The 19424-nt window shown below is 72.5% G+C and carries 16 protein-coding genes; 10 read left to right on the forward strand and 6 right to left on the reverse strand.

Going from position 1 to position 19424, the window contains the following annotated elements:
* Positions 1–45: 45 nt before the first annotated feature.
* From ABZ848_RS18785 to ABZ848_RS18795, 3 genes are all read left to right on the forward strand, one after another.
* Positions 46–519 (forward strand): single-stranded DNA-binding protein, encoded by a 474-nt coding sequence (locus ABZ848_RS18785; RefSeq protein ID WP_360832980.1) that lies wholly within the window; start codon positions 46–48, stop codon positions 517–519.
* Positions 520–839: 320 nt separating this feature from the next.
* Positions 840–2273 carry a Cys-Gln thioester bond-forming surface protein gene (locus ABZ848_RS18790; RefSeq protein ID WP_360833524.1) on the forward strand — a complete coding sequence of 478 codons (1434 nt, stop codon included), beginning with the start codon at positions 840–842 and terminating at the stop codon, positions 2271–2273.
* Between the two features lie 106 nt (positions 2274–2379).
* Positions 2380–2751: a hypothetical protein gene (locus ABZ848_RS18795; RefSeq protein ID WP_360832983.1), complete on the forward strand. Its 372-nt coding sequence runs from the start codon at positions 2380–2382 to the stop codon at positions 2749–2751.
* 96 nt (positions 2752–2847) lie between these two features.
* On the opposite strand, the gene ABZ848_RS18800 is transcribed toward ABZ848_RS18795, so the two are convergent.
* A complete protein-coding gene (locus ABZ848_RS18800) occupies positions 2848–4011 on the reverse strand; it encodes an NAD(P)/FAD-dependent oxidoreductase (RefSeq protein ID WP_360832986.1) in 1164 nt (387 codons plus the stop codon).
* A 133-nt stretch (positions 4012–4144) separates the two neighbouring features.
* Here ABZ848_RS18800 and ABZ848_RS18805 point away from each other — a divergent pair, with 133 nt between their 5' ends.
* From ABZ848_RS18805 to ABZ848_RS18830, 6 genes are all read left to right on the forward strand, one after another.
* On the forward strand, positions 4145–4843 hold the full coding sequence (locus tag ABZ848_RS18805; RefSeq protein WP_360832990.1) for a TetR/AcrR family transcriptional regulator C-terminal domain-containing protein: 699 nt from the start codon (positions 4145–4147) through the stop codon (positions 4841–4843).
* A gap of 4 nt (positions 4844–4847) precedes the next feature.
* Entirely contained in the window at positions 4848–5681 is an 834-nt protein-coding gene (locus tag ABZ848_RS18810) for a helix-turn-helix domain-containing protein (RefSeq protein WP_360832993.1), read from the forward strand.
* Positions 5682–5913: 232 nt separating this feature from the next.
* Complete coding sequence (locus ABZ848_RS18815) at positions 5914–6228, forward strand: hypothetical protein (RefSeq protein WP_360832996.1); 315 nt, start codon at positions 5914–5916, stop codon at positions 6226–6228.
* A 145-nt stretch (positions 6229–6373) separates the two neighbouring features.
* Positions 6374–8038 carry an energy-dependent translational throttle protein EttA gene (ettA, locus tag ABZ848_RS18820; protein WP_360832999.1) on the forward strand — a complete coding sequence of 555 codons (1665 nt, stop codon included), beginning with the start codon at positions 6374–6376 and terminating at the stop codon, positions 8036–8038.
* 2 nt (positions 8039–8040) lie between these two features.
* Complete coding sequence (locus ABZ848_RS18825) at positions 8041–8454, forward strand: thioesterase family protein (RefSeq protein WP_360833002.1); 414 nt, start codon at positions 8041–8043, stop codon at positions 8452–8454.
* Entirely contained in the window at positions 8451–9116 is a 666-nt protein-coding gene (locus ABZ848_RS18830; protein WP_360833005.1) for a hypothetical protein, read from the forward strand. The genes ABZ848_RS18825 and ABZ848_RS18830 overlap by 4 nt, the downstream gene beginning before the upstream one ends.
* 31 nt (positions 9117–9147) lie before the next feature.
* Here ABZ848_RS18830 and ABZ848_RS18835 read toward each other — a convergent pair whose 3' ends face one another.
* From ABZ848_RS18835 to ABZ848_RS18850, 4 genes are all read right to left on the reverse strand, one after another.
* Complete coding sequence (locus ABZ848_RS18835) at positions 9148–10125, reverse strand: ABC transporter ATP-binding protein (RefSeq protein WP_360833008.1); 978 nt, start codon at positions 10123–10125, stop codon at positions 9148–9150.
* A gap of 40 nt (positions 10126–10165) precedes the next feature.
* The gene (locus tag ABZ848_RS18840) at positions 10166–12871 is read right to left on the reverse strand and encodes an ABC transporter permease (RefSeq protein ID WP_360833011.1); all 2706 of its coding nucleotides are present in this window, start codon (positions 12869–12871) and stop codon (positions 10166–10168) included.
* 1 nt (position 12872) lies between these two features.
* Complete coding sequence (locus ABZ848_RS18845) at positions 12873–16121, reverse strand: FtsX-like permease family protein (RefSeq protein ID WP_360833014.1); 3249 nt, start codon at positions 16119–16121, stop codon at positions 12873–12875.
* 172 nt (positions 16122–16293) lie between these two features.
* Positions 16294–16707, reverse strand: coding sequence for a globin (locus ABZ848_RS18850; protein WP_360833017.1), 414 nt, complete (start codon positions 16705–16707; stop codon positions 16294–16296).
* Positions 16708–16828: 121 nt separating this feature from the next.
* Here ABZ848_RS18850 and ABZ848_RS18855 point away from each other — a divergent pair, with 121 nt between their 5' ends.
* A complete protein-coding gene (locus ABZ848_RS18855; RefSeq protein ID WP_360833020.1) occupies positions 16829–17812 on the forward strand; it encodes a methyltransferase domain-containing protein in 984 nt (327 codons plus the stop codon).
* A 26-nt stretch (positions 17813–17838) separates the two neighbouring features.
* On the opposite strand, the gene ABZ848_RS18860 is transcribed toward ABZ848_RS18855, so the two are convergent.
* On the reverse strand, positions 17839–19386 hold the full coding sequence (locus tag ABZ848_RS18860) for an FHA domain-containing protein (protein WP_360833023.1): 1548 nt from the start codon (positions 19384–19386) through the stop codon (positions 17839–17841).
* Between the last annotated feature and the right edge of the window lie 38 nt (positions 19387–19424).

The raw sequence follows: 19424 nt of genomic DNA on the forward strand, positions 1-19424 counted from the left end.
GCATGTCCGCCCGGCCCCGGCGGCCGGGCTAGGGAGGGGTTCGTGATGAACGAGACGATCGTCTGTGCCGTGGGGAACGTGGCGACACGACCGGTGTACCGGGAGCTGGCCTCGGGACCGTCCGCACGGTTCCGGCTGGCGGTGACCCCGCGCTACTGGGACCGGGAGAAGAACGAGTGGACCGACGGCCACACCAACTTCTTCACGGTGTGGGCCAACCGGCAGCTCGCGGTGAACGCGGCGGCCTCGCTCGACGTGGGCGATCCCGTGATCGTGCAGGGCCGGCTCAAGGTGCGCTCGGAGATCCGGGAGGGACAGACCTGGACCTCGGCCGACCTCGACGCGATCACGATCGGCCACGACATGGCGAGGGGCACCTCGGCCTTCCGCCGGGCGAACAAGTCGGACGGGGGTACGGCCGTGCAGGCGGCGCAGCCCGAGCCCAACTGGGAGACACCGCCCGGGGATCCGGATGCCGCGGCGTCCCAACAGGAGCCGGTGCCCGCTGCGGTGACGTGATGTCAGACGGTGTCATGTCAGACGGTGCGATGTCAGACAGTGCCCCGAGCTGACCGGACTGCGGCTTATCGGCGAATGCGCTCCGAACGACCCGGTGGATTTGTCGATAAGCCCTGCTCACAGGCCGTGTTGGCGATAACGATTCCGAGTCGGATCCATTGTCCGACGGTATGACCGGGAAGAGCGGTGCGCGCGCGTCCCTAGGATGCCGGACAAGGCTCTCGTGGCTGCCGGGGCTTCTGATTCTGCTGGTGGGACCTCACCCCCCCCACGTCAACGGGTCCTGCTAGAAGGGGAATTTGGTGTTTGCTGCGTTCTCTGTGTCCTCCGCGTTCTCCGCGTTCTCCGCGTTCTCTTCGCCGTCGCCGCGCAGGCGTGGGGCGGTCCGCCTCGCCGCCGTGGCCTGGGTGTCCGGGCTCGTCGCCGCCGGTGTGCTCACCGGGGCCGGGTCGGCCGTCGCCGAGGAGACGACACAGAGCCAGGGCGGGGCGACCGCCACGATAGGCGGCCTCAAGACGTACGGGGAGGCCGTGATCCACGGCGACTCCGGCGACCAGCAGGTCTCGGCGGGCCTGTTCGAGATGTCCGTCGACGGGGGCGGCACGCTGCAGACGTACTGCGTCGACCTGCACAACCCCACGCAGCGGGACGCCAAGTACCACGAGACGCCCTGGAGCGGGACCTCGTTGGGCGCCAACAAGGGCGCCGGCAAGATCCGTTGGATCCTGGAGAACTCCTACCCGCAGGTCAACGACCTCGCCGCGCTCGCCGCCAAGGCGGGTGTGCAGGGCGGCCTGACCGAGCAGGACGCGGCGGCCGGCACCCAGGTGGCGATCTGGCGCTACTCGGACGGGGCGGACGTCGACGCCGTCGACCCGCAGGCCGAGAAGCTCGCGGACTACCTCCAGAAGAGCGCCGTCGACGTGGCGGAGCCCAAGGCCTCGCTGACCCTCGACCCGCCCGCGGTCTCCGGCCACCCCGGCGAACTGCTCGGCCCGGTGACCGTGCACACCAACGCGGCAGGTGCGACGCTCACCCCGCCGGCCGACGCGGCCATGACGGGCGTACGGATCGTCGGCAAGGACGGCAAGCCGCTCACCTCGGCCGTCGACGGCAGCCAGGTCTTCTTCGACGTGCCCGAGGACGCCGCGGCCGGTTCGGCCGAGCTGACCGTGCAGGCCTCGACCACCGTGCCCGTCGGCCGGGCCTTCGCCTCCGAGAGCCGTAGTCAGACCCAGATCCTGGCCGGCTCCAGCGAGTCGACGGTCTCGGCGACGGCGAGCGCGGCCTGGGCGAAGAAGGGGGCGATACCAGCTCTGTCCGCGGTGCGGAACTGCGCCAAGGGCGGGGTGGACATCACCGCGGCCAACCAGGGCGACGAGGCGTTCACCTTCTCGCTGATGGAGACCGAGTACAGCATCCCGGCGGGCGAGTCGCGCACGGTGACGATTCCCCTCCAGGAGGACCAGCCGTACGACTTCACGATCACGGGGCCGGGCGGGCTGGACAAGCGGTTCACGGGGATCCTCGACTGCAAGACGGAGGCGCAGGCGAGCGAGGACGGCGACGCGGTCCAGACGCTGAGCGAGCCGAGCCCGGCCACGGTGGGCGGCAGCGTCGACGACACCAACCTCGCGGCGACCGGCGGCTCCAGCACGACCCCGCTGATCGCGGGCGTGGCCATCGGGCTGGTGGTGATCGGGGGAGCGGTGCTGGTACTCACGGGGAAGAAGCAGTCGCCGACGGAGGAGTGAGCTGCTGCGGGTCGTCGGAGGAAGCGCGGGACATCGGAGGAAACGCGGGGTGTCTGCGGGAGCGCGCGGGGTGTCCGCCGGAGCCGGCGCCGGGCAGGATGAGCGCATGACCAAGTCACCCGTGCCGTCGGCGGACACGACCGCTGTCCCCTCCATCCTGTCCCTCTGGTCGCACGACTCGGTGCTGTCGATCGGCTCGGTGGGCTCGGTCCTGTCCATCGGCTCCGTCGGTTCGGCCCTGTCGATCGGCTCGATCGGCAGCGCCCTCTCCGTCGGCTCGATCGGCTCGGCCCTCTCCCTCATCTCGGCCGGCTCCTGGCTGAGCAAGGGCTCGGTGCTCTCCGCCCACTCCCAGTGGTCGATCCTGTCGTGGCGTTCGTCGCGGGCGTTTCGGTCGATGGGGGCGGTGGGTGCCGCGGGTGCGTTGGCGGTGACGGCTCTGATGCTGGCCCGCCGCACGCCGGGTGGCCACGACTGACAGCGGCGGCCCCGCTACTGCGGGGGCGATAAAGTCTCCCGCCGTACTCGGGCTCCCCTCCGGCCACACCGTGCCCGCGCCGGTGGACTCGGTGGCTCAGGGCTGCTCTCCTGCTGTCCCCTGGCCCTGGGCGGCACCGGTGAAGAAGTCGATGAATCCGAAGGGGGCGCGGTCGCCGAGCATGAGGTCCAGCATGCTGTGTGCCTGGGCGTAGAAGGGTTCGGTGCGCGAGAACAGCGCCTCTTCGTAGGCGGTGAGGGCCGCTTCGAAGTCGTCGGGGCGAGCGGCGATGGCCTTGCCGAGTTCGGCGCCGTCGAACATCGCCAGGTTCGCGCCGTCACCGGAGGGCGGCATCAGGTGCGCGGCGTCACCGAGGAGCGTGGCTCCCGGTACGCGTTCCCAGCGGTGCCCGTCGGGGAGGGTGTAGATCATGCGGGCGACCGGCGCGGTCTCGCCGTCGGTGATCAGCGCGGTGAGTTGCGGCGCCCACTGGTCGAACTCGGCTGCGACCCGGGCGGTCGCGGCGGCGGCGTCGGTGAAGTCGATGGCGGAGATCCACTCGGCGGAACGGTTCAGCTCGACGTAGGTGTGCAGGACGTTCCCCGCCTCGCGGTGCGCGGCGATGCCCATGCCTGGTGCCAGTGCGCACATCGCGCCAGGACCGACCGCCTCGGCCGTCGCGGCGTGCCGCTCGTCGGCGTCGTAGAGGTAGGTCTCGATGAAGGTCGTGCCGGTGTACTGGGGCGTGGCGTCGGAGAGCAGCGGGCGGACCTTGGACCAGGCGCCGTCGGCACCGACGAGGAGAGCGCTGGTCGTGGACGTGCCGTCGGAGAAGGCCAGCTCGTGCCGGCCGTCGCCGAGGGGCCGGATACCGGTGACCTTGTGCCCCCACTGGACGGCCTGGTCGGGCAGGGAGTCGAGCAGGATGCGGCGCAGGTCTCCGCGCAGCACTTCAGGACGTCGTGAGATGCCGTCGTCGGGCTCGTCGTAGAGCACCTTGCCGTGCTGGTCGAGGATGCGTGTGGCCTCGGCGCCCTCGTGGATGATCGCGCGGAATTCCTCGGTGAGGCCGGCGTCGGCGAGCGCGCGCTGTCCGTCGTCCTGGTGGATGTCGAGCTGACCGCCCTGCGTGCGGTGCGCGGCCGACGGGTCGGCCTCGTAGACCGTCGCGGGGATGCCGTGGACGTGCAGGACCCGGGCGAGGGTCAAGCCGCCGAGACCGGCGCCGACGATGGCGATCGGGTGGTGGGTGGTGTTCATGGGTTTCCTCGTTTCTGTGCGGCAGGCCGCCGATCTGTGCGGCAGAGCGCCGAGCCTCCACCCGGACACCCATATGGACCGATGTTCCATAATCAATATGGAACGCCGATCCAGCGTGTGTCAAAATGAGGTCATGCCACGGACGCGAGGAAGAACGCCCGCCGGGGGGCGTGCCGACGCCCTCTCCCAAGAGGTGATCGTCGGCGCGGCCATCGCGCTGTTGGACGAGCGCGGCGAGCGGGGACTCACCCTCCGGCTGCTGGCCGAGCGGCTGAACACCGGCACAGGCGCGCTGTACTGGCACGTGGCGAACAAGGACGAACTCGTCGTCCTGGCCGCCGATCAGGTCCTCGGCCACGCCCTCGCCGGGGACCAGCACCGCGAGGAGGACCCCCGCGCCGCGCTGCACGCGCTCGCCATGGCCGTCTTCGACGCACTCGACCGGCACAGGTGGGCGGCACCCCATGTCAACGCGCCGCCCATGCTGGTGAACGCGCTGCGCCTGCTCGACCGTATCGGCACCCTGGTCGCACGAACCGGGCTGCCCGCCGAACGGCTGTTCGTGGCCGCCACCGCGATTTCCTTCTACATCACAGGAGTCAGCGCCAAGATCATCGCTCCGCGCATCCCCGTCGATGCGCCCGCCGGTCGCGACGCCTACCTCGCCCAGACCGCCGAACGCTGGGAACGACTCGACGCCGCCGACTATCCCTTTCTCGCCCACGCCGCCAAGGACCTGCGCGACCACGACGACCGCGACCAGTTCATCGCCGGACTCGACATGCTCCTGCACGGCTTGAACACGACCGCGGACCCGCGTTCGTCCGCATAACGGCGTGAGATACGCGCAGGGCGGCGGGTTGACCGCCGCGGGAAGGGCCGCCCGGGGAGCGGGTCAAGCGGTCAGGCTGCAGGCCGTGGAACGCTTCGAACGCAGGGAGAAGAACCGGGAAATCGCCGCCGCCCTGCGGGTCGGTGAACGTTCGGTTGAGCGATGGCGCCGGGCTTGGCGGGAGCAGGGCGGGTTGGGACTGATGTCCGCAGGCGCGCCTGGACGGCCCAAGCTCGGCGCGGCCCAGGTCCTGGCACGCGGCGGCGTCATCGACTGCCCGGCCTCAAGCGAGAGGTCGGCAACCCTGCCACGTGGCCCTACGATCGCGGCACCCCGCCGAATGCTTGTGCCCGACGAATTGAGTGAGCCCATGAGCGACGACGTGCTGTCGATCATTCCGACCGATCCCCAGTGGCAGCCCGACCGGGCGGCGGCCGAGCGGACTGCCGCGCTCGCTGCGGACCTGGCTCCCGGCCTGCCCGATGGCGCGGAGGCCGAGATCGATGTCACCTGGCACGACACCCTCACCCCCATCGACTGCGGCGACAACCTGGAACGGATCGGCTGCCCGCACTGCGGTGCCGCGATCGACACCGAGTGGTACGCCGACCTGCTGGAAAGCCACGGTGAGGACGGCTTCGCCACCTTGGCCGTGGAAGTGCCCTGCTGCGGAGCCGCCACGTCGCTCGACGTGTTGGACTACGACTGGCCGTGCGGCTTCGCCCGCTTCGAGATTGCCATCTGGAACCCCGAACGTGACTGGTTCGGCGATGAGGAACTGGCCACTGTCGGCGACACACTCGGGCACCCGGTGAAGCAGATCAGAGCCCACATCTGACTCTGCCTCAGCGGGAACCAGGTGCAGCCGCCCCCAAGACCGAAGCACCCTCCGGAGCCGTGTGCCAGTTGGCCGTAGCCTCGGCGGACAACACGGCCGATGCAGCAGCATGCTCCGCACAAACAGCCCACCAGCTCTCGCCCCCGGCGTCGGTGACCATCACGCTCCACGCCGCAGGGTTAGGACACGGTGCAGCCCAGGCGCACTCACCACGTTGCGTCATGATCTGTCGATGGACGAGTACGCGTGGCCCACGGGCCCCGACCTGCCGGCCGCAGACGTGGTTCTCGGGACCTGGGCGGCAACCGTCGCAGCTCTGCCAGTCGGGACCCGCATCACCGGAGAAGTCATCGGCCGCCAGCCCTTCGGCGTCTTCATACGCATGGACGGTGTGCCCGCTGCCGTGGCGCCGGCTGAGATCACCGCCATGCCGCCGGGGATGGAGCTACCTGCTCTCGGAGCCTCCATCGAGGGGGAAGTCCTCTGGCACGCCCACAACCACCAGGTCAGGGTCCGGCTGGATGAGTGGCGGATGTCTGCCGAGTGATCGTTCCCCGGGCCGTCTCTGGGCCGTGCGACGGAGTCGCAGGTCAGAGCCGCCCGACCATACCCGTTTCCCCCCAGGGGTGGCGGTCGGGCAAGATGGGGTGTATCTGCCCACTGCCAGATTTCAAGCTGCCGGACGGTTTCTCTTGGCTGAGTTCATTTACACCATGCGCAAGACGCGCAAGGCGCACGGTGACAAGGTGATCCTTGACGACGTGACGCTGAACTTCCTCCCCGGCGCGAAGATCGGTGTGGTCGGACCGAACGGTGCGGGTAAGTCCACCGTTCTGAAGATCATGGCGGGGCTCGAGCAGCCGAGCAACGGTGACGCCTTCCTGTCGCCGGGCTACAGCGTCGGCATCCTGCTGCAGGAACCCCCGCTGAACGAGGAGAAGACCGTCCTGGAGAACGTCCAGGAGGGTGTCGCCGAGATCAAGGGCAAGCTCGACCGGTTCAATGAGATCGCCGAGCTGATGGCCACCGACTACAGCGATGCGCTGCTTGACGAGATGGGCAAGCTGCAGGAAGAGCTCGACCACGCCAACGCGTGGGATCTCGACGCTCAGCTGGAGCAGGCCATGGACGCGCTCGGGTGCCCCCCGGGCGACTGGGCCGTCACCAAGCTCTCCGGTGGTGAGAAGCGTCGCGTCGCGCTCTGCAAGCTGCTGCTCGAAGCTCCTGACCTGCTGCTTCTCGACGAGCCCACCAACCACCTCGACGCCGAGTCGGTGAACTGGCTGGAGCAGCACCTCGCCAAGTACGCGGGCACCGTCGTGGCCATCACCCACGACCGGTACTTCCTCGACAACGTCGCCGAGTGGATCCTCGAGCTCGACCGCGGGCGCGCCTACCCGTACGAGGGCAACTACTCCACGTACCTGGAGACCAAGCAGACCCGTCTCAAGGTCGAGGGGCAGAAGGACGCCAAGCGGGCCAAGCGCCTCAAGGAAGAGCTCGAGTGGGTGCGGTCCAACGCCAAGGGGCGGCAGGCCAAGTCCAAGGCCCGTCTCGCGCGGTACGAGGAGATGGCCGCCGAGGCCGAGAAGATGCGGAAGCTGGACTTCGAGGAGATCCAGATCCCGCCGGGCCCGCGGCTCGGCAGTATCGTCGTCGAGGTCAACAACCTCAACAAGGCCTTCGGCGAGAAGGTCCTCATCGAGGACCTCTCCTTCACGCTGCCGCGTAACGGCATCGTCGGTGTCATCGGCCCGAACGGCGCCGGCAAGACCACCCTCTTCAAGATGATCCAGGGTCTGGAGACCCCGGACTCCGGCACCATCAAGGTCGGCGAGACCGTCAAGATCTCGTACGTCGACCAGAGCCGCGAGAACATCGATCCGAAGAAGACCCTGTGGGCCGTGGTCTCCGACGAGCTCGACTACATCAATGTCGGCCAGGTCGAGATGCCCAGCCGGGCCTACGTGTCCGCCTTCGGCTTCAAGGGGCCCGACCAGCAGAAGCCCGCCGGCGTCCTCTCCGGCGGTGAGCGCAACCGCCTCAACCTCGCGCTCACCCTCAAGCAGGGCGGCAACCTGCTGCTCCTCGACGAGCCGACCAACGACCTCGACGTGGAGACCCTCAGCAGCCTGGAGAACGCGCTGCTGGAGTTCCCGGGCTGTGCCGTCGTCGTCTCCCACGACCGCTGGTTCCTCGACCGGGTCGCGACCCACATCCTCGCCTACGAGGGCGACTCCAAGTGGTTCTGGTTCGAGGGCAACTTCGAGTCGTACGAGAAGAACAAGATCGAACGGCTCGGCCCGGACGCCGCGCGTCCGCACCGCGCCACCTACAAGAAGCTGACCCGGGGCTGATCTTGCGCCACATCTACCGCTGCCCCCTGCGCTGGTCGGACATGGACGCGTACGGCCATGTCAACAACGCCGTCTTCGTGCGCTACCTGGAGGAAGCCCGTATCGACTTCCTCTTCCGGCCGGAGAAGGACTTCCAGCAGGGGTCCGTGGTGGCGCGCCATGAGATCGACTACAAGCGGCAGCTCGTCCACCGGCACCACCCGGTCGACATCGAGCTGTGGGTCTCGCAGATAAAGGCCGCGTCCTTCACCATCAGTTACGAGGTGAAGGACGACGACCTGGTCTACGTACGGGCCTCGACGGTGGTCGTGCCGTTCGACTTCGAGGCCCAGCGGCCGCGCCGGATCACCTCCGAGGAGCGGGAGTTCCTGGAGGAGTACCGGGACGACGCCGAGGAGGAGGCCGTCGCCGCATGACGGTGCTCCACCTCGCCGACGAGGGGGAGGCGGCGGACCTCGCGGCCTTCCTCTCCCGGCTGCTCCACTACGACCGTGGAGCCGCGGTGCGCCTCCAGGGGGCCGGCACCGCGCTCGCCGTCTTCGGGCGGCCGCCGTCCTTCGAGGTGCTGGCGATCCGCGCGGTGCGGCTGGCGAAGCCGTACGAGGACGGTCTCGACGTCACACTCGACGTGACCGTGTCCGCCGGTGAACTCCTCGAAACGGTCGACGAGTCGGCCGCCACGGCCTCCGTGCCGGCGGCGGTGACCGGGCCGCCGTGGGCGGGGGTGCTGCCGCCGCGGGGCGGCTGGCGGCCCGAGCCCGGACTGCCGGCACCGGACGCGCTGCGCACCACCGTCAGCGCCGCCGTCGCCGAATTCCGGTCCCGTACACAGGAGTTGGCGCCCGAGGGTCGTACCCGGGCCGAACTCGACCGGATCGGACGGGAGATCTGGTCCCGGACGGTCGGGGACACCCACCTTCCGGTGCGGGCCCTGCACGCGGCGCAGTCCCTCGGGTTCCTGCGGGGCGGGGAGTTGGCGCTGTACTCGTCGGGGGCGTGGCTGCGGTTGCGTACGGCCTACGGGTCGATCGCCGTACGGCGGGCGGGACTCGGGGCCTTGGACGTCAGCGTGCGCTGACCCGGCTCACCCCTGCTCGCACCGACCGGGCTCACCCTTTCTCGCTGTCGTCCGGCCATACGGCGATGTGGTCCGGCTCCAGTTCCAGCGCGACGCGGTCCCGCATGCCCAGTGCCTCCGTGTACTCGGCGGGGAGTTGGAGGCGGCCGGCCCGGTCGAGCATGGCGTACTCGCGGGCGACCATCGTCTCGTGGCCGGTCGTCTCGTCGACCTCGCTGCGGCGCAGGACCTCCGTGGAGGTGCGGCCGTCCCGGATGGCGACCGTGCGGCGGACCTCGCCGGCGACGGCCTGGTCGTGGGTGACGATCACGATCGTGGTGCCCAGGCGTTCGTTCGCGGTGCGGAAGGCGGCGAAGACCTGTTCCGCGGTGTGCGAGTCGAGTTCGCCGGTGGGTTCGTCGGCGAGGAGGACCGCGGGGTTGTTGGCGAGGGCCACGGCGATCGCGACGCGCTGCTGCTGGCCGCCGGACATCTGGTGCGGGCGGCGGTCGCGGCAGTCGGCTATTTCCAGCAACTCCAGGAGTTCCAGGGCGCGTTCGGTCTGGGCGCGGCGGGCCTTGCGGGCGCCGCGGATCCCGCCGACGCCGGTGAGCTGCATCGGGAGGGCGATGTTCTGGGCCGCGGTGAGGTAGGGGAGGAGGTTGCGGGAGGTTTGCTGCCAGACGAAGCCGACGGTGGTGCGGCGGTAGGCCAGGCGGTCCTTCGCGGTCATCGTCAGGAGGTCGCGGCCGGCCACCCGGGCCGCGCCGGCGGTGGGGGTGTCCAGGCCGGCGAGGATATTCATGAGCGTGGACTTGCCGCTGCCGGACGCGCCCACCAGCGCCATGAGTTCGCCCTCGCGGACGAGGAGGTCGAGGCCCTGGAGGGCCTGGACCTCGATGCCGTCCGTGGTGAAGATGCGGACGAGGCGGTCGCAGGTGATGAGGGCGTCGTGGCCGTAGCTGGGACGGTTCCGGGCCGTGGTGACGCGGGCCGCCAGGTCGGCGAGGGTGGGGTTGGTCGTGGTCATCGGGACCCTCCTGGACAGCTGAGTGACTGGCCGTGCCGGCTCATCGCGCATCCCCCACCCTCAGTTCCGCGACCGCCCCCTGGCGCCCCGTCCACCATGCCTGGGCCCCCGCGACTCCCACCGTCACCAGCAGAACCGCCGCCGCCGGCAGCACCAGCGACATCGCGTCCGTCCTCAACACGGCCTCCCCACCCGCCGTTTCATGTGTGGCCAGGGCGATCGTCGTCAGGTCCACGCCCGGGGAGAGCAGACGGATCGTCGCCCAGCCCGTCAGCGCGCCGCCCGCTGCCGCCAGCGCCGCCTGGGGCAGGGACTCCAGGATCAGCAGACGGCGGCCCTGGGCGCGGGTCAGGCCCATGGTGCGCAGACGGGCCAGGAGGGCCGTGCGTTCCGGGGCCGCTCTGAGCAGCGACAGCAGCAGAGCCAGTACGGCATAGCCCGCGCCCGCCGCCACCGCCGCCGCGTAGACCCGTTCCGCACCCGACTGGAGGGGCGAGTCGCCGTACTCGGCTCGCTCTTTGGAGCGGAACTGGATCTGGGCCGAGGAGCCTGCCGCCTTGCGCAGGGTGGAGGCCTGGATGCCGGAGCCCGTGAGGAGCAGGGCCGACGGGCGCGCCGCACGCGCGTCCAGGATCGCGCGGTTCACCACCAGGAAGTCCGCGCCGATCACCGCCGGAGTGCGGTCCACCACCGCCGCGACGCGGACCGTGATCGTGCTGCCGTCCTCCAGGCGCACCGGGAAGGAGCGCGTGCCGTAGCGGGTGGCCACGGACGGGGAGGCCAGGGCCGGTTGGGGCTCGGCGGCCGGGCGCTTCGCCAACTCGCCCGCGCCGAACCGCCCGAGGCTCGTCCGCGCCGCCAACTCCGCGTAGTCCTCCGGGTTCACGCCCGCCACCGGGACCGTGTGCTCGCCGTCGTCCGGCTTCGACTCGTACGAGAGGCTCACCGCCGACAGGGCCTGCACGCCCGGCGCCCGGCGGATCCGGTCGGGCAGGTCCGCCGGCAGCGGTGTCGGCGTCTCGACGCGGGCGTCGGCGCCGACGGCGAGGTAGGCCGCGTGGTCGCGGGCCGCGTGGACGCCGGCCAGGACCGAGCCGCCGAAGGCCGCCGTGGTGAGCGCGGTCAGCAGGGCCAGCAGGGGCAGGACCGCGGAGGCGGAGGTGCGGCCGGCGCGGGCGAGCGACATATGGGTCACCGTGCCGCGCAGACGGGCCGCCGGGCGGGCCAGGGCGCGCAGGGGAAGCGGGTAGAGGCGGATGAGGAGGAGGGCCGCGACCGTCGCCACCAACACGGGGGCGAGCGAGGAGAGTTGGCCTCCCGAGGTGCCTGCTCGGCGCAGGGTCTCCACCGCGCCGAGGGCGACCACGACCAGGGTCAGCTCCGCGACCGTACGGCGCCGGGACGGTCGTACCGTCGAGACGTCCGCGCGGGCGGCGTGCACCCGGACCGTCCGGTGCACGGCCATGGCGCGGACGGGCAGGGCCGCGCAGGCGATCAGGGTGACCGCGGTGGCCGCCGCGGTCGCGTAGGCGGCGCGGTCCGTGGGGACCGCGAGCAGGGCGACGGTGAGGCCCACCGCCCAGGCGGGGACGGCGACCACCGCCGTCTCGGCGAACAGGCGGGCCCCGAGGCCGCGCAGGGACGCGCCGCGGGCGCGGAGCAGGGTCAGTTCGGCGGCGCGGCGGTCGGCGGCGAGTCCGGCCGCCATCAGGAGGACGACGGCCGCGACCGTGCCGGTGCCGAAGGCGGCGACGGCGACCAGCGGACGGACCTTTCCGCGCAGCGCGCCGTAGCTGTCCAGCACGTCGTCGAGGTAGGTGGTGACGTTGGTGGACGGGTCGGTGGCCGCGCGGAGCCTGCGGTTGTCGGGGCCGGTCTCCATGGAGGCCACGGCGGACTTCAGGTCGTCCAGCTGGTGGGAGCGCAGGGCGGGGACGGAGGGGGCCAACTGCCAGTAGCGCTGCGCGTCTCCGGCCGTGCCCAGCAGCGCGGGGGCCGCGTCGGGCGAGAGCAGGAGGGCGCCGAGCCAGTAGTAGAAGTCGGTGTTCGGGACCGGGATCAGGTTGGGGGTGTGCAGGAGCTCGTGGGTGGCCCAGTAGGCGCCGCCGGGGTCGCGCGGGACGACGATGCCGGTGACGCGGACGGCGAGCGGGGCGCGGCCCGAGCCCGGTACGTGGATCACCGAACCGACCTTGATGTGGAGCGACTTGGCGGTCTCGGCGCTGACGGCCGCCTCCACCTCGGGTGTCGACGCGGTCACCAGGCCGTCGGCGCGGGGCAGCCGGCCGGCCTTGACGGTCGCGTGCGCGGCCAGCCCCTCCTGGGCGGTCAGCTCGATCTGCGCGGGCAGTCCGTACGGCTGGGGCAGAAAGGGGTCGGGTGCCTTCTGGGGGTTGGCGGTGCGCACTCCGTACGTCGACTGGGCGCGGTCGGCGACGAACGGGCGCTGGAGAGCGGCGAGGACCGCGGCGTAGCGCGCGTTGAGCGCGGCGGGGCGCAGGGCGTCCTCCCGCTGCCGCTGGGACAGCAGCGCGTCGGGCTGCTGGGCGTACACGGTCACGCTGGTGTTGAGGGGGTGCGCCCGCTCCACGGCCTGCCGCAGCCCCGCGTCCTCGTACCGGTCGACCGCCCGTGGGAACGCCCCCGCGAGGCACGCGGTCAGCGCCACGAGCAGCGCGAGCGCGGCCGCGGCGGCCGGCGCGGTGCGCAGCCGGGTGCGGATCCAGGGCGCGGGTATCCGGTTCACGTCACTCGCCTCCCTGTTCCCGCAGCGAAACCACCGGATCCCCGCGCCGCACCGCCAGCCCCACCGTCACGGCCAGCGGTGTCAGGGCCACCGCCGCCAGGAGTACGGCGGCCGTGGAGACCGGGAGTTCGACCAGTACCGTCGGGACCGGGCGGGTGGCCTGGGCGGTCAGGACGATCAGCGGGATCACCGCCCGGGTGAGGACCGTGCCGAGGGCCGCGCCCACCAGCAGCGCCAGCGCCACCAGCACGCCCTGCTCGACGGCGATCATCCGGGCCAGCCGGCGGCGCGGGGCGCCCAGGGCGCGCAGCACCGCGAGTTCGGCGCTCCGCTCCCGCAGCGACCCCGCCGCGCTCACCGCGAAGCCCACCGCGGCCAGCGCCGCCGCCACGCCGGCCGCCGCGGCGAACGCCGCCTCCGGGCCCGCGCCGAACGGATCGTCCCGCAGCTGCGCCGCCGTCTCGTCCCGCACCAGCACCTGCTCGGGATCCACGTCGGGCAGCGCCCGCAGCGCCGCCGCGACGGACGCCGCCCTGCCGGGCGCCGGCCGCAGCCACCACTCGGTCGGCGTGACACCCATGCCGTAGCGCGCCTCCAGCACCCGGTTCACGGACCGCAGATCGACCAGCAGCGCGCCCCCGTCGGAGTCGCTCGTCGTCGGCAGCTGCCGTACCGCCCGCAGGATCCGCACGGGCACGATCTGCCCGCCGACCGTCACGTCCACCCGGTCGCCGACGCGGGCGGCGGCCGAGGTGAGGAAGCGGTCGGTGGCGAGGCCGGTGATCTCGGGCGGCTTCGGCTGGGCGACCTGCACCCGCACCGTCACCGAGGAGATGGTCCAGGTGTCCCCGGCCGGCTTGAACCCCGTGCCGTACGACACCGTCAGCGGCCCGGAGGTGCTCACCTTCGGCTTGGTCGCGCGAGTGTTGGGGTCCGGCGAGGACACCGTCCCGTCGACGTGCGAGGCCGCCGTCCAGTCGGCCGGCAACTGCAGCCGCCGTACCGCCCCTTGGGTGTCGACCGCCGTCAACTCGCCCAGGTTCAGCCGGTGTTGTTCGGCGCGGTCGACCGGCTGGGCCATGACCAGCTGGAGGCCGGTGAGGGTGAGCGGGCCGCCCGCGACGGGCACGGTGAGCGTGTGCGGCCGTCCGTCGGCGGGGAGTTCGCCCGCGCGCAGCTCGTACGGGGTGCCGTACGAGTCCTCCAGGGTGACCGTCACGTTCGCCGTCGTCCCCGGGCCGGTGGAGCTGTGCAGGGTGGCCGTCAGCCGCAGCCGGGCCGTGTGTCCTGGGACGGCCGCCCCGGACGCCTGTGCCTTGGGGCCCAGCGACGCGAGCAGCGGGCGTACCGGCTCGGACGCCAGGTCCCGGCGCATCAGCACGGTGTCCGTCGCGTGCGCCGTGTCCAGGGCCAGCAGGGTGGCCGTACGGCTGCCGGAGAGCGGGAGTTCGGCGCGGACCGCGGGCGCGGTCTGCCGGACGTGCGGGACGGCAGCGTACGTCTGAGTGCGCCCGATCCCGCCATCACCCGCGCCCAGGACGCGGACGGGCGCGCCCGCGGTGAAGTCGGCCTGGTCGTCCTGCGAACGCTCCCAGGAGGCGCCCTGGCCGATCGCGAGCATGCCGAGGGCGACCGCGAGGACCAGCAGCAGCACCGGGCCCGCCCCGCGCATCGGACGCCGGCTGAGCTGCCAGCCCGCCAGGGCCGCCGTGAGCCCGCGCCCGCCGGCCGCCCGGCGCTCGGCGAGCCGCGCCACCAGCGGCAGCAGCCGCAGGGTCAGCACCGTCCCGGCGAGCAGCGCCAGGGCGGGGGCCGCTACGAGCAGCGGGTCGACGCCGAGGGCGCCGGACCGGTCGTCGCTCACCGCGCCGGAGGTGTGGCTGTTCAGCTGCCAGTACGCGACCGCGGCCACCGCCAGCAGGCCCAGGTCCGCGCCCGCCCGCACCGAACCGGGCAGCGCACGGGCCCGGCCCGGCCGGAAGCCCTCGACGGTCAGCGCGGGCAGCGTCACCGCCAGCGCGCAGCCCAGGGCCACGCCCGCCGCCACCAGCCACACCCCGAGCCGCCCGCCGGTCGGCACGTCCAGGTGCAGCCCGATCCGGGCCAGCGCCCCGTGCCCGGCTGGCAGCCGGGTCAGCGGGCCCGCGAGCAGCGGTGCGCACACCACGGCGGGCACGGCGAGGAACAGCGCCTCCAGGGCGGCGAGCGCGGCGATACGGGAACGGGAGGCGCCGCGCGCCCGCAACACCCGTGTCTCACCGGTGCGTTCGGCGCTCAGCAGCCGGGCCACCAGGAGCAGCGCGCAGCAGGCGAGGAGGGCGAGCTGGAGGGCGACGATCAGCAGGGTCGAGCGGGAGACGAGCAGTGAGCGCTGGACGCGGTCCAGGACGCCGGGCAGCCCGGTGGTCACGGCCGTCGAGCCGCTCAGCGCGGGCTCCTTGCGCAGGGCGGCGGCGCCGGCGCGGGCCGCGTCGCGCAGCCCGTCGATCCGCCCGGTCGTCAGCGCCGAGAAGTCGCCCGAGGCCAGCCAGGCCGACTGCCCGGCGCTCACCCGGTCTCCGGCCACCACACTCGGGGCGGCGAGCAGGGGGCCGTACGTCGTGAAACTGAGTGTCCGCACACCCCGGCCGCCCAGGTCGTCGAGGCGCCAGTACGGGTCGTTCGGGGCCGTCGTGCGGTACAGGCCGACCAGCGTGACCTGCACCTTCGGGCCGTCGAGGCGGTCGGTGAGGGTGAGACGGGCGCCGGGTTCGAGACCGAGGCGCCGGGCGGCGTTCTGCGGGAGGGCCGCCTCGATCCGTCCCGCGGCGGCCGTAGGCATGCGCCCGGCGACGATGCGCACCTGCGCCGGGTCCAGCGCCGCGAGGTAGGTCAGATCGGGGTCACCGGAGCGCTGGGCGGGCGGCTGCAGCGAACGCGGCAGGGCGTACGGGCCGGAGCGCACCAGCGTCCGCACGGAGACCGGCAGCCCGTCGAAGGCCCGGCGCGCTTCCCGTCGTACGGCGGTGTCCGCGGCCTTTCTTCGGTCGGCGGGCACGTCGGCCTTGACGATGAGGGAGCTGTCGGCGGCGTTCTCGTCGTCGCGCAGGGAGTGGCGCAGGGAGGCGTCGCCGATCGCGCCGGAGTAGGCGGTGAGGGTCGCGAGGACGGCCGTGGTCAGCAGGACGGTGAGCAGGGCGGCGGCCAGCAGCAGTCTGTGCGCGCGGGCACGGAGCAGCACGAACCTCGCCACCCCACCGAACGCTGACACCCCGACCCCCCGTGGTCGTCCAGATGTTGTCCAGACCTCCGGGCGATGTTGTCAGAGGTGAGGGGCGACTTGTAAGCGCTTGTGGACCGGCCTTGACCGGATTGTGACCGGAATCCGGCGTCGTACGACCGGAATCCGAGCGTCAGGCCGGGCGATCCGGGGTCGGTCCGGGTCAGTCCGGGGTGTTCACCATCGAGGCCGCTGCGTACGTCAGATAGCGCCACAGCTGTTCCTCGTGCTCCTCGGACAGGCCGAGCTCGTCCACGGCGTCGCGCATGTGCCTCAGCCAGGCGTCGTGCGCCTCGCGGTTCACGGTGAAGGGGGCGTGCCGCATCCGCAGGCGGGGGTGGCCGCGGTTGTCGCTGTACGTCGTCGGGCCGCCCCAGTACTGGATCAGGAACAGCGTGAGCCGCTCCTCGGCCGGTCCGAGGTCCTCCTCGGGGTACATCGGCCGCAGGACCGGGTCCTCGGCCACGCCCTCGTAGAAACGGTGGACGAGCCGGCGGAAGGTCTCCTCCCCGCCGACCTGCTCGTAGAAGGTCTGCTCCTGAAGCGTGCCGCGCCGAATCTCATTCACGCCCTCCATGGTGTCAGACCGCGGGAACGAGGACTTGAGACCTAGGACGGTGCACCCCTCCGAAGGCCGGATTCCGGATCGGGTGGTTCCAGTACTCGCACCGCGACCCGTCCCGCAGCACAGTGGACCTATGGGCGCGCACGTTCTCGGCAAGGATCTGGACGGGCTCGCCGCCTCGGCGCGAGCGGGGCTCGTGCGGGAGATCGGGGCGAGCGGGGTGTGGGACGCCGACCCCGTGTGGCGTCAGGCGTTCGAGGCCGTGCCGCGGCATCTGTTCGTGCCGTACTACTACGTCGGCGTCAGGGGCGGCTACGAGCGGCGGTGGGGAGAGAGCCCGGATCCGCGGACGCGGGAGCGGTGGCTGCGGGGGGCCTACGCCGACGCGCCGCTCGCCACCCGGCTGCGCGACGGCGAACTGGTCTCCTCCAGCAGCCAGCCCTCGCTGATGGCGAAGATGCTGGTCGAGCTGGAGGTGAAGGACGGCGACCGGGTGCTGGAGATCGGGGCCGGTACGGGATACAACGCCGCGCTGCTCGCCCACCGGCTCCGCGACGACGACCTCGTCACGACGATCGACCTGTATCCGGACATCACCGAGGCCGCCCGGCGGCATCTCGCCGACGCCGGCTACCACCCGGCCGTCATCACCGGCGACGGCGCCCGCGGTGTCCCCGAACGCGCCCCCTTCGACCGGATCATCGCGACCTGCACCCTGACCTCGGTCCCGCCGGCCTGGATCGCCCAGTGCAACCCCGGCGCGCGCATCCTGACCCCGTTCGCCACGGGCCTGCTCGCGCTGACCGTCGACGACACCGGCTGCGCCGAGGGCCGCTTCCTGCACACACCGGCGTACTTCGTCCCGCTGCGCGGCGACACCCGCCCCGAGCCCGAACCGGCCCACCTGGGCGCGATACCGCGCCCGGCCAGGGACAACGAACTCTTCCGCTTCCTGCTGACCCTCACCCGGGGCAGCCTGGAACCACAGGAGGCGTACGCCCTGTGGGAGAGGGAGGGACAGCCGACCCGGGAGCGTTACGGCATCACAGTCGGCGCCGACCGGGAGTGGGCCTGGCTGGACGATCCGGAGGGGCCGTACATCTGGCCCCTCCGATGAGAGCCGGCTGAGAGCCGGAGGTTTGTCTAGCCCCGCCGGATCGTGATCGTCGTCCACGCCCCGACATGTACCCGGTCGCCGTCCTGCAGCGGCACCGGGACGAACGGCTGGATCGGGTCCTCGGAGCCGTTCACCGTCGTGCCGTTCGTCGAGTTCTGGTCGACGACCGCCCAGCTGCCGTCCGGCTGCTGGACCAGCACCGCGTGCTGGTGCGAGACGCCCGGGTCCTCCGGCGGCACCGACAGGTCGATGTCCGGGGTGTCACCGGTGGAGTGCCGGCGGCGGCCGATGGTGATCTGGTTGCCGGAGAGCGTCCGCTGCTGCTCGGGCGAGTACGCGGGCAGGTTGAGCCCCGCGGCCTCGGGCCCCGACCGCTGCATCATCGCCATGAAGTACTCGCGGTCCGGACCGATCGTCGCCGTCCAGGTCGCCGGGCCGGCCGGCGCCTGCGGGAACCCGCCACCGGGCGGCGCCTGTGTGGAGCCGGGCTGCGGGTAGCCGTAACCACCGCCCTGACCGGGACCGCCGGGACCGCCGGGACCTCCGGGCGCACCGGGGCCGGACGACGGCGGGGAGATCACCCAGTCGTCCTCGCCGCCGCCGAAGGACGGGCCGCCCTGCGCGGGCCGCTGGGTCTCCTGCGGGAAGGCGGGCGGGGCCGGAGGGCCGGCCTGCTGGAACGCCTGCGGGAGCCCGCCACCGGGACCACCACCGGGGCCGCCGGGACCGCCGCCGGGCCCGTTGGGGCCTGCGCCCGGGCCGCCGGGTCCACCGGGGCCGCCGGCCGTCGGTGTCGGGCCGGGCGGGGGCGGGACCGGGCGGGACGGGTCCGCGCCGAAGCCGGGCGGGCCGCCTCCGGGGCGCGGGTCGCTGCCGAAGCCCTGCGGCTGGCCACCGGGGCGGGGGTCGTTGCCGAAGCCCTGCTGACCGCCCTGACGGGACTCGTTGCCGAAGCCCTGCTGGCCGCCGCCCGGGCGCGGGTCGTTGCCGTAGCCGGGCTGGCCGCCGGGACGGGGGTCGTTGCCGTAGCCCTGGGGCGGGCCGCCGGGGCGCGGGTCGTTGCCGTACGGGCCGCCGCGGCCCCCGGGGTCGCCGCCGAAGGGGGGCGGGCCGGAAGCGGAGGGGTCGTTGCCGAAGGGCGGGATCGGCTCGGCGGGACGGTTCACCTGCGAGGGGCGGGAGCTCTGGTACTCGTACGAGTCACCGCCGCCGTACGACGGACCGGGCGGCTGCTGCTGGTAGCGCACGTTCGGCCCGGGGGCCGGCGGGCGCGGGGCGGCCGGGGTGTACGAGGTGGCCGTGTTGGTGAGGAAGTTCCACCGGCACTCCTCGCAGAACGGCGCACCGCCCTCGCGGGGTGTGCGGCACTGCGGGCACAGCTCGGGCTCCGGGTCCGGCACCGAGGACAGGTGCGGACGGCCGCCCTGGCCACCGGGGCCGGGCGGCGGGAAGCCGTAGCCACCGCCGGGCGGGGGCGGCGGAGGGGGCGGGGGTACGGCACCGGCCATGCGGTGACCGCAGACCTCGCACCAGTCGTCGGAACCCGACTGGTGTCCGTTCGGGCAGGTCGGCATGTCGGCGCTTCCCCCTCTCGTGTCAGGGAACTTCTCGT

It is taken from the genome of Streptomyces sp. NPDC047081, assembly GCF_040643775.1.
GTDB lineage: Bacteria > Actinomycetota > Actinomycetes > Streptomycetales > Streptomycetaceae > Streptomyces.

Bases quoted from the DNA above. Each gene is read 5' to 3' on its own strand.
- ABZ848_RS18785 (WP_360832980.1), top strand. From the start codon at position 46: ATGAACGAGACGATCGTCTGTGCCGTGGGGAACGTGGCGACACGACCG.
- ABZ848_RS18795 (WP_360832983.1), top strand. From the start codon at position 2,380: ATGACCAAGTCACCCGTGCCGTCGGCGGACACGACCGCTGTCCCCTCC.
- ABZ848_RS18800 (WP_360832986.1), bottom strand. From the start codon at position 4,011: ATGAACACCACCCACCACCCGATCGCCATCGTCGGCGCCGGTCTCGGC.
- ABZ848_RS18805 (WP_360832990.1), top strand. From the start codon at position 4,145: ATGCCACGGACGCGAGGAAGAACGCCCGCCGGGGGGCGTGCCGACGCC.
- ABZ848_RS18815 (WP_360832996.1), top strand. From the start codon at position 5,914: ATGGACGAGTACGCGTGGCCCACGGGCCCCGACCTGCCGGCCGCAGAC.
- ABZ848_RS18830 (WP_360833005.1), top strand. From the start codon at position 8,451: ATGACGGTGCTCCACCTCGCCGACGAGGGGGAGGCGGCGGACCTCGCG.
- ABZ848_RS18835 (WP_360833008.1), bottom strand. From the start codon at position 10,125: ATGACCACGACCAACCCCACCCTCGCCGACCTGGCGGCCCGCGTCACC.
- ABZ848_RS18850 (WP_360833017.1), bottom strand. From the start codon at position 16,707: ATGGAGGGCGTGAATGAGATTCGGCGCGGCACGCTTCAGGAGCAGACC.
- ABZ848_RS18855 (WP_360833020.1), top strand. From the start codon at position 16,829: ATGGGCGCGCACGTTCTCGGCAAGGATCTGGACGGGCTCGCCGCCTCG.
- ABZ848_RS18860 (WP_360833023.1), bottom strand. From the start codon at position 19,386: ATGCCGACCTGCCCGAACGGACACCAGTCGGGTTCCGACGACTGGTGC.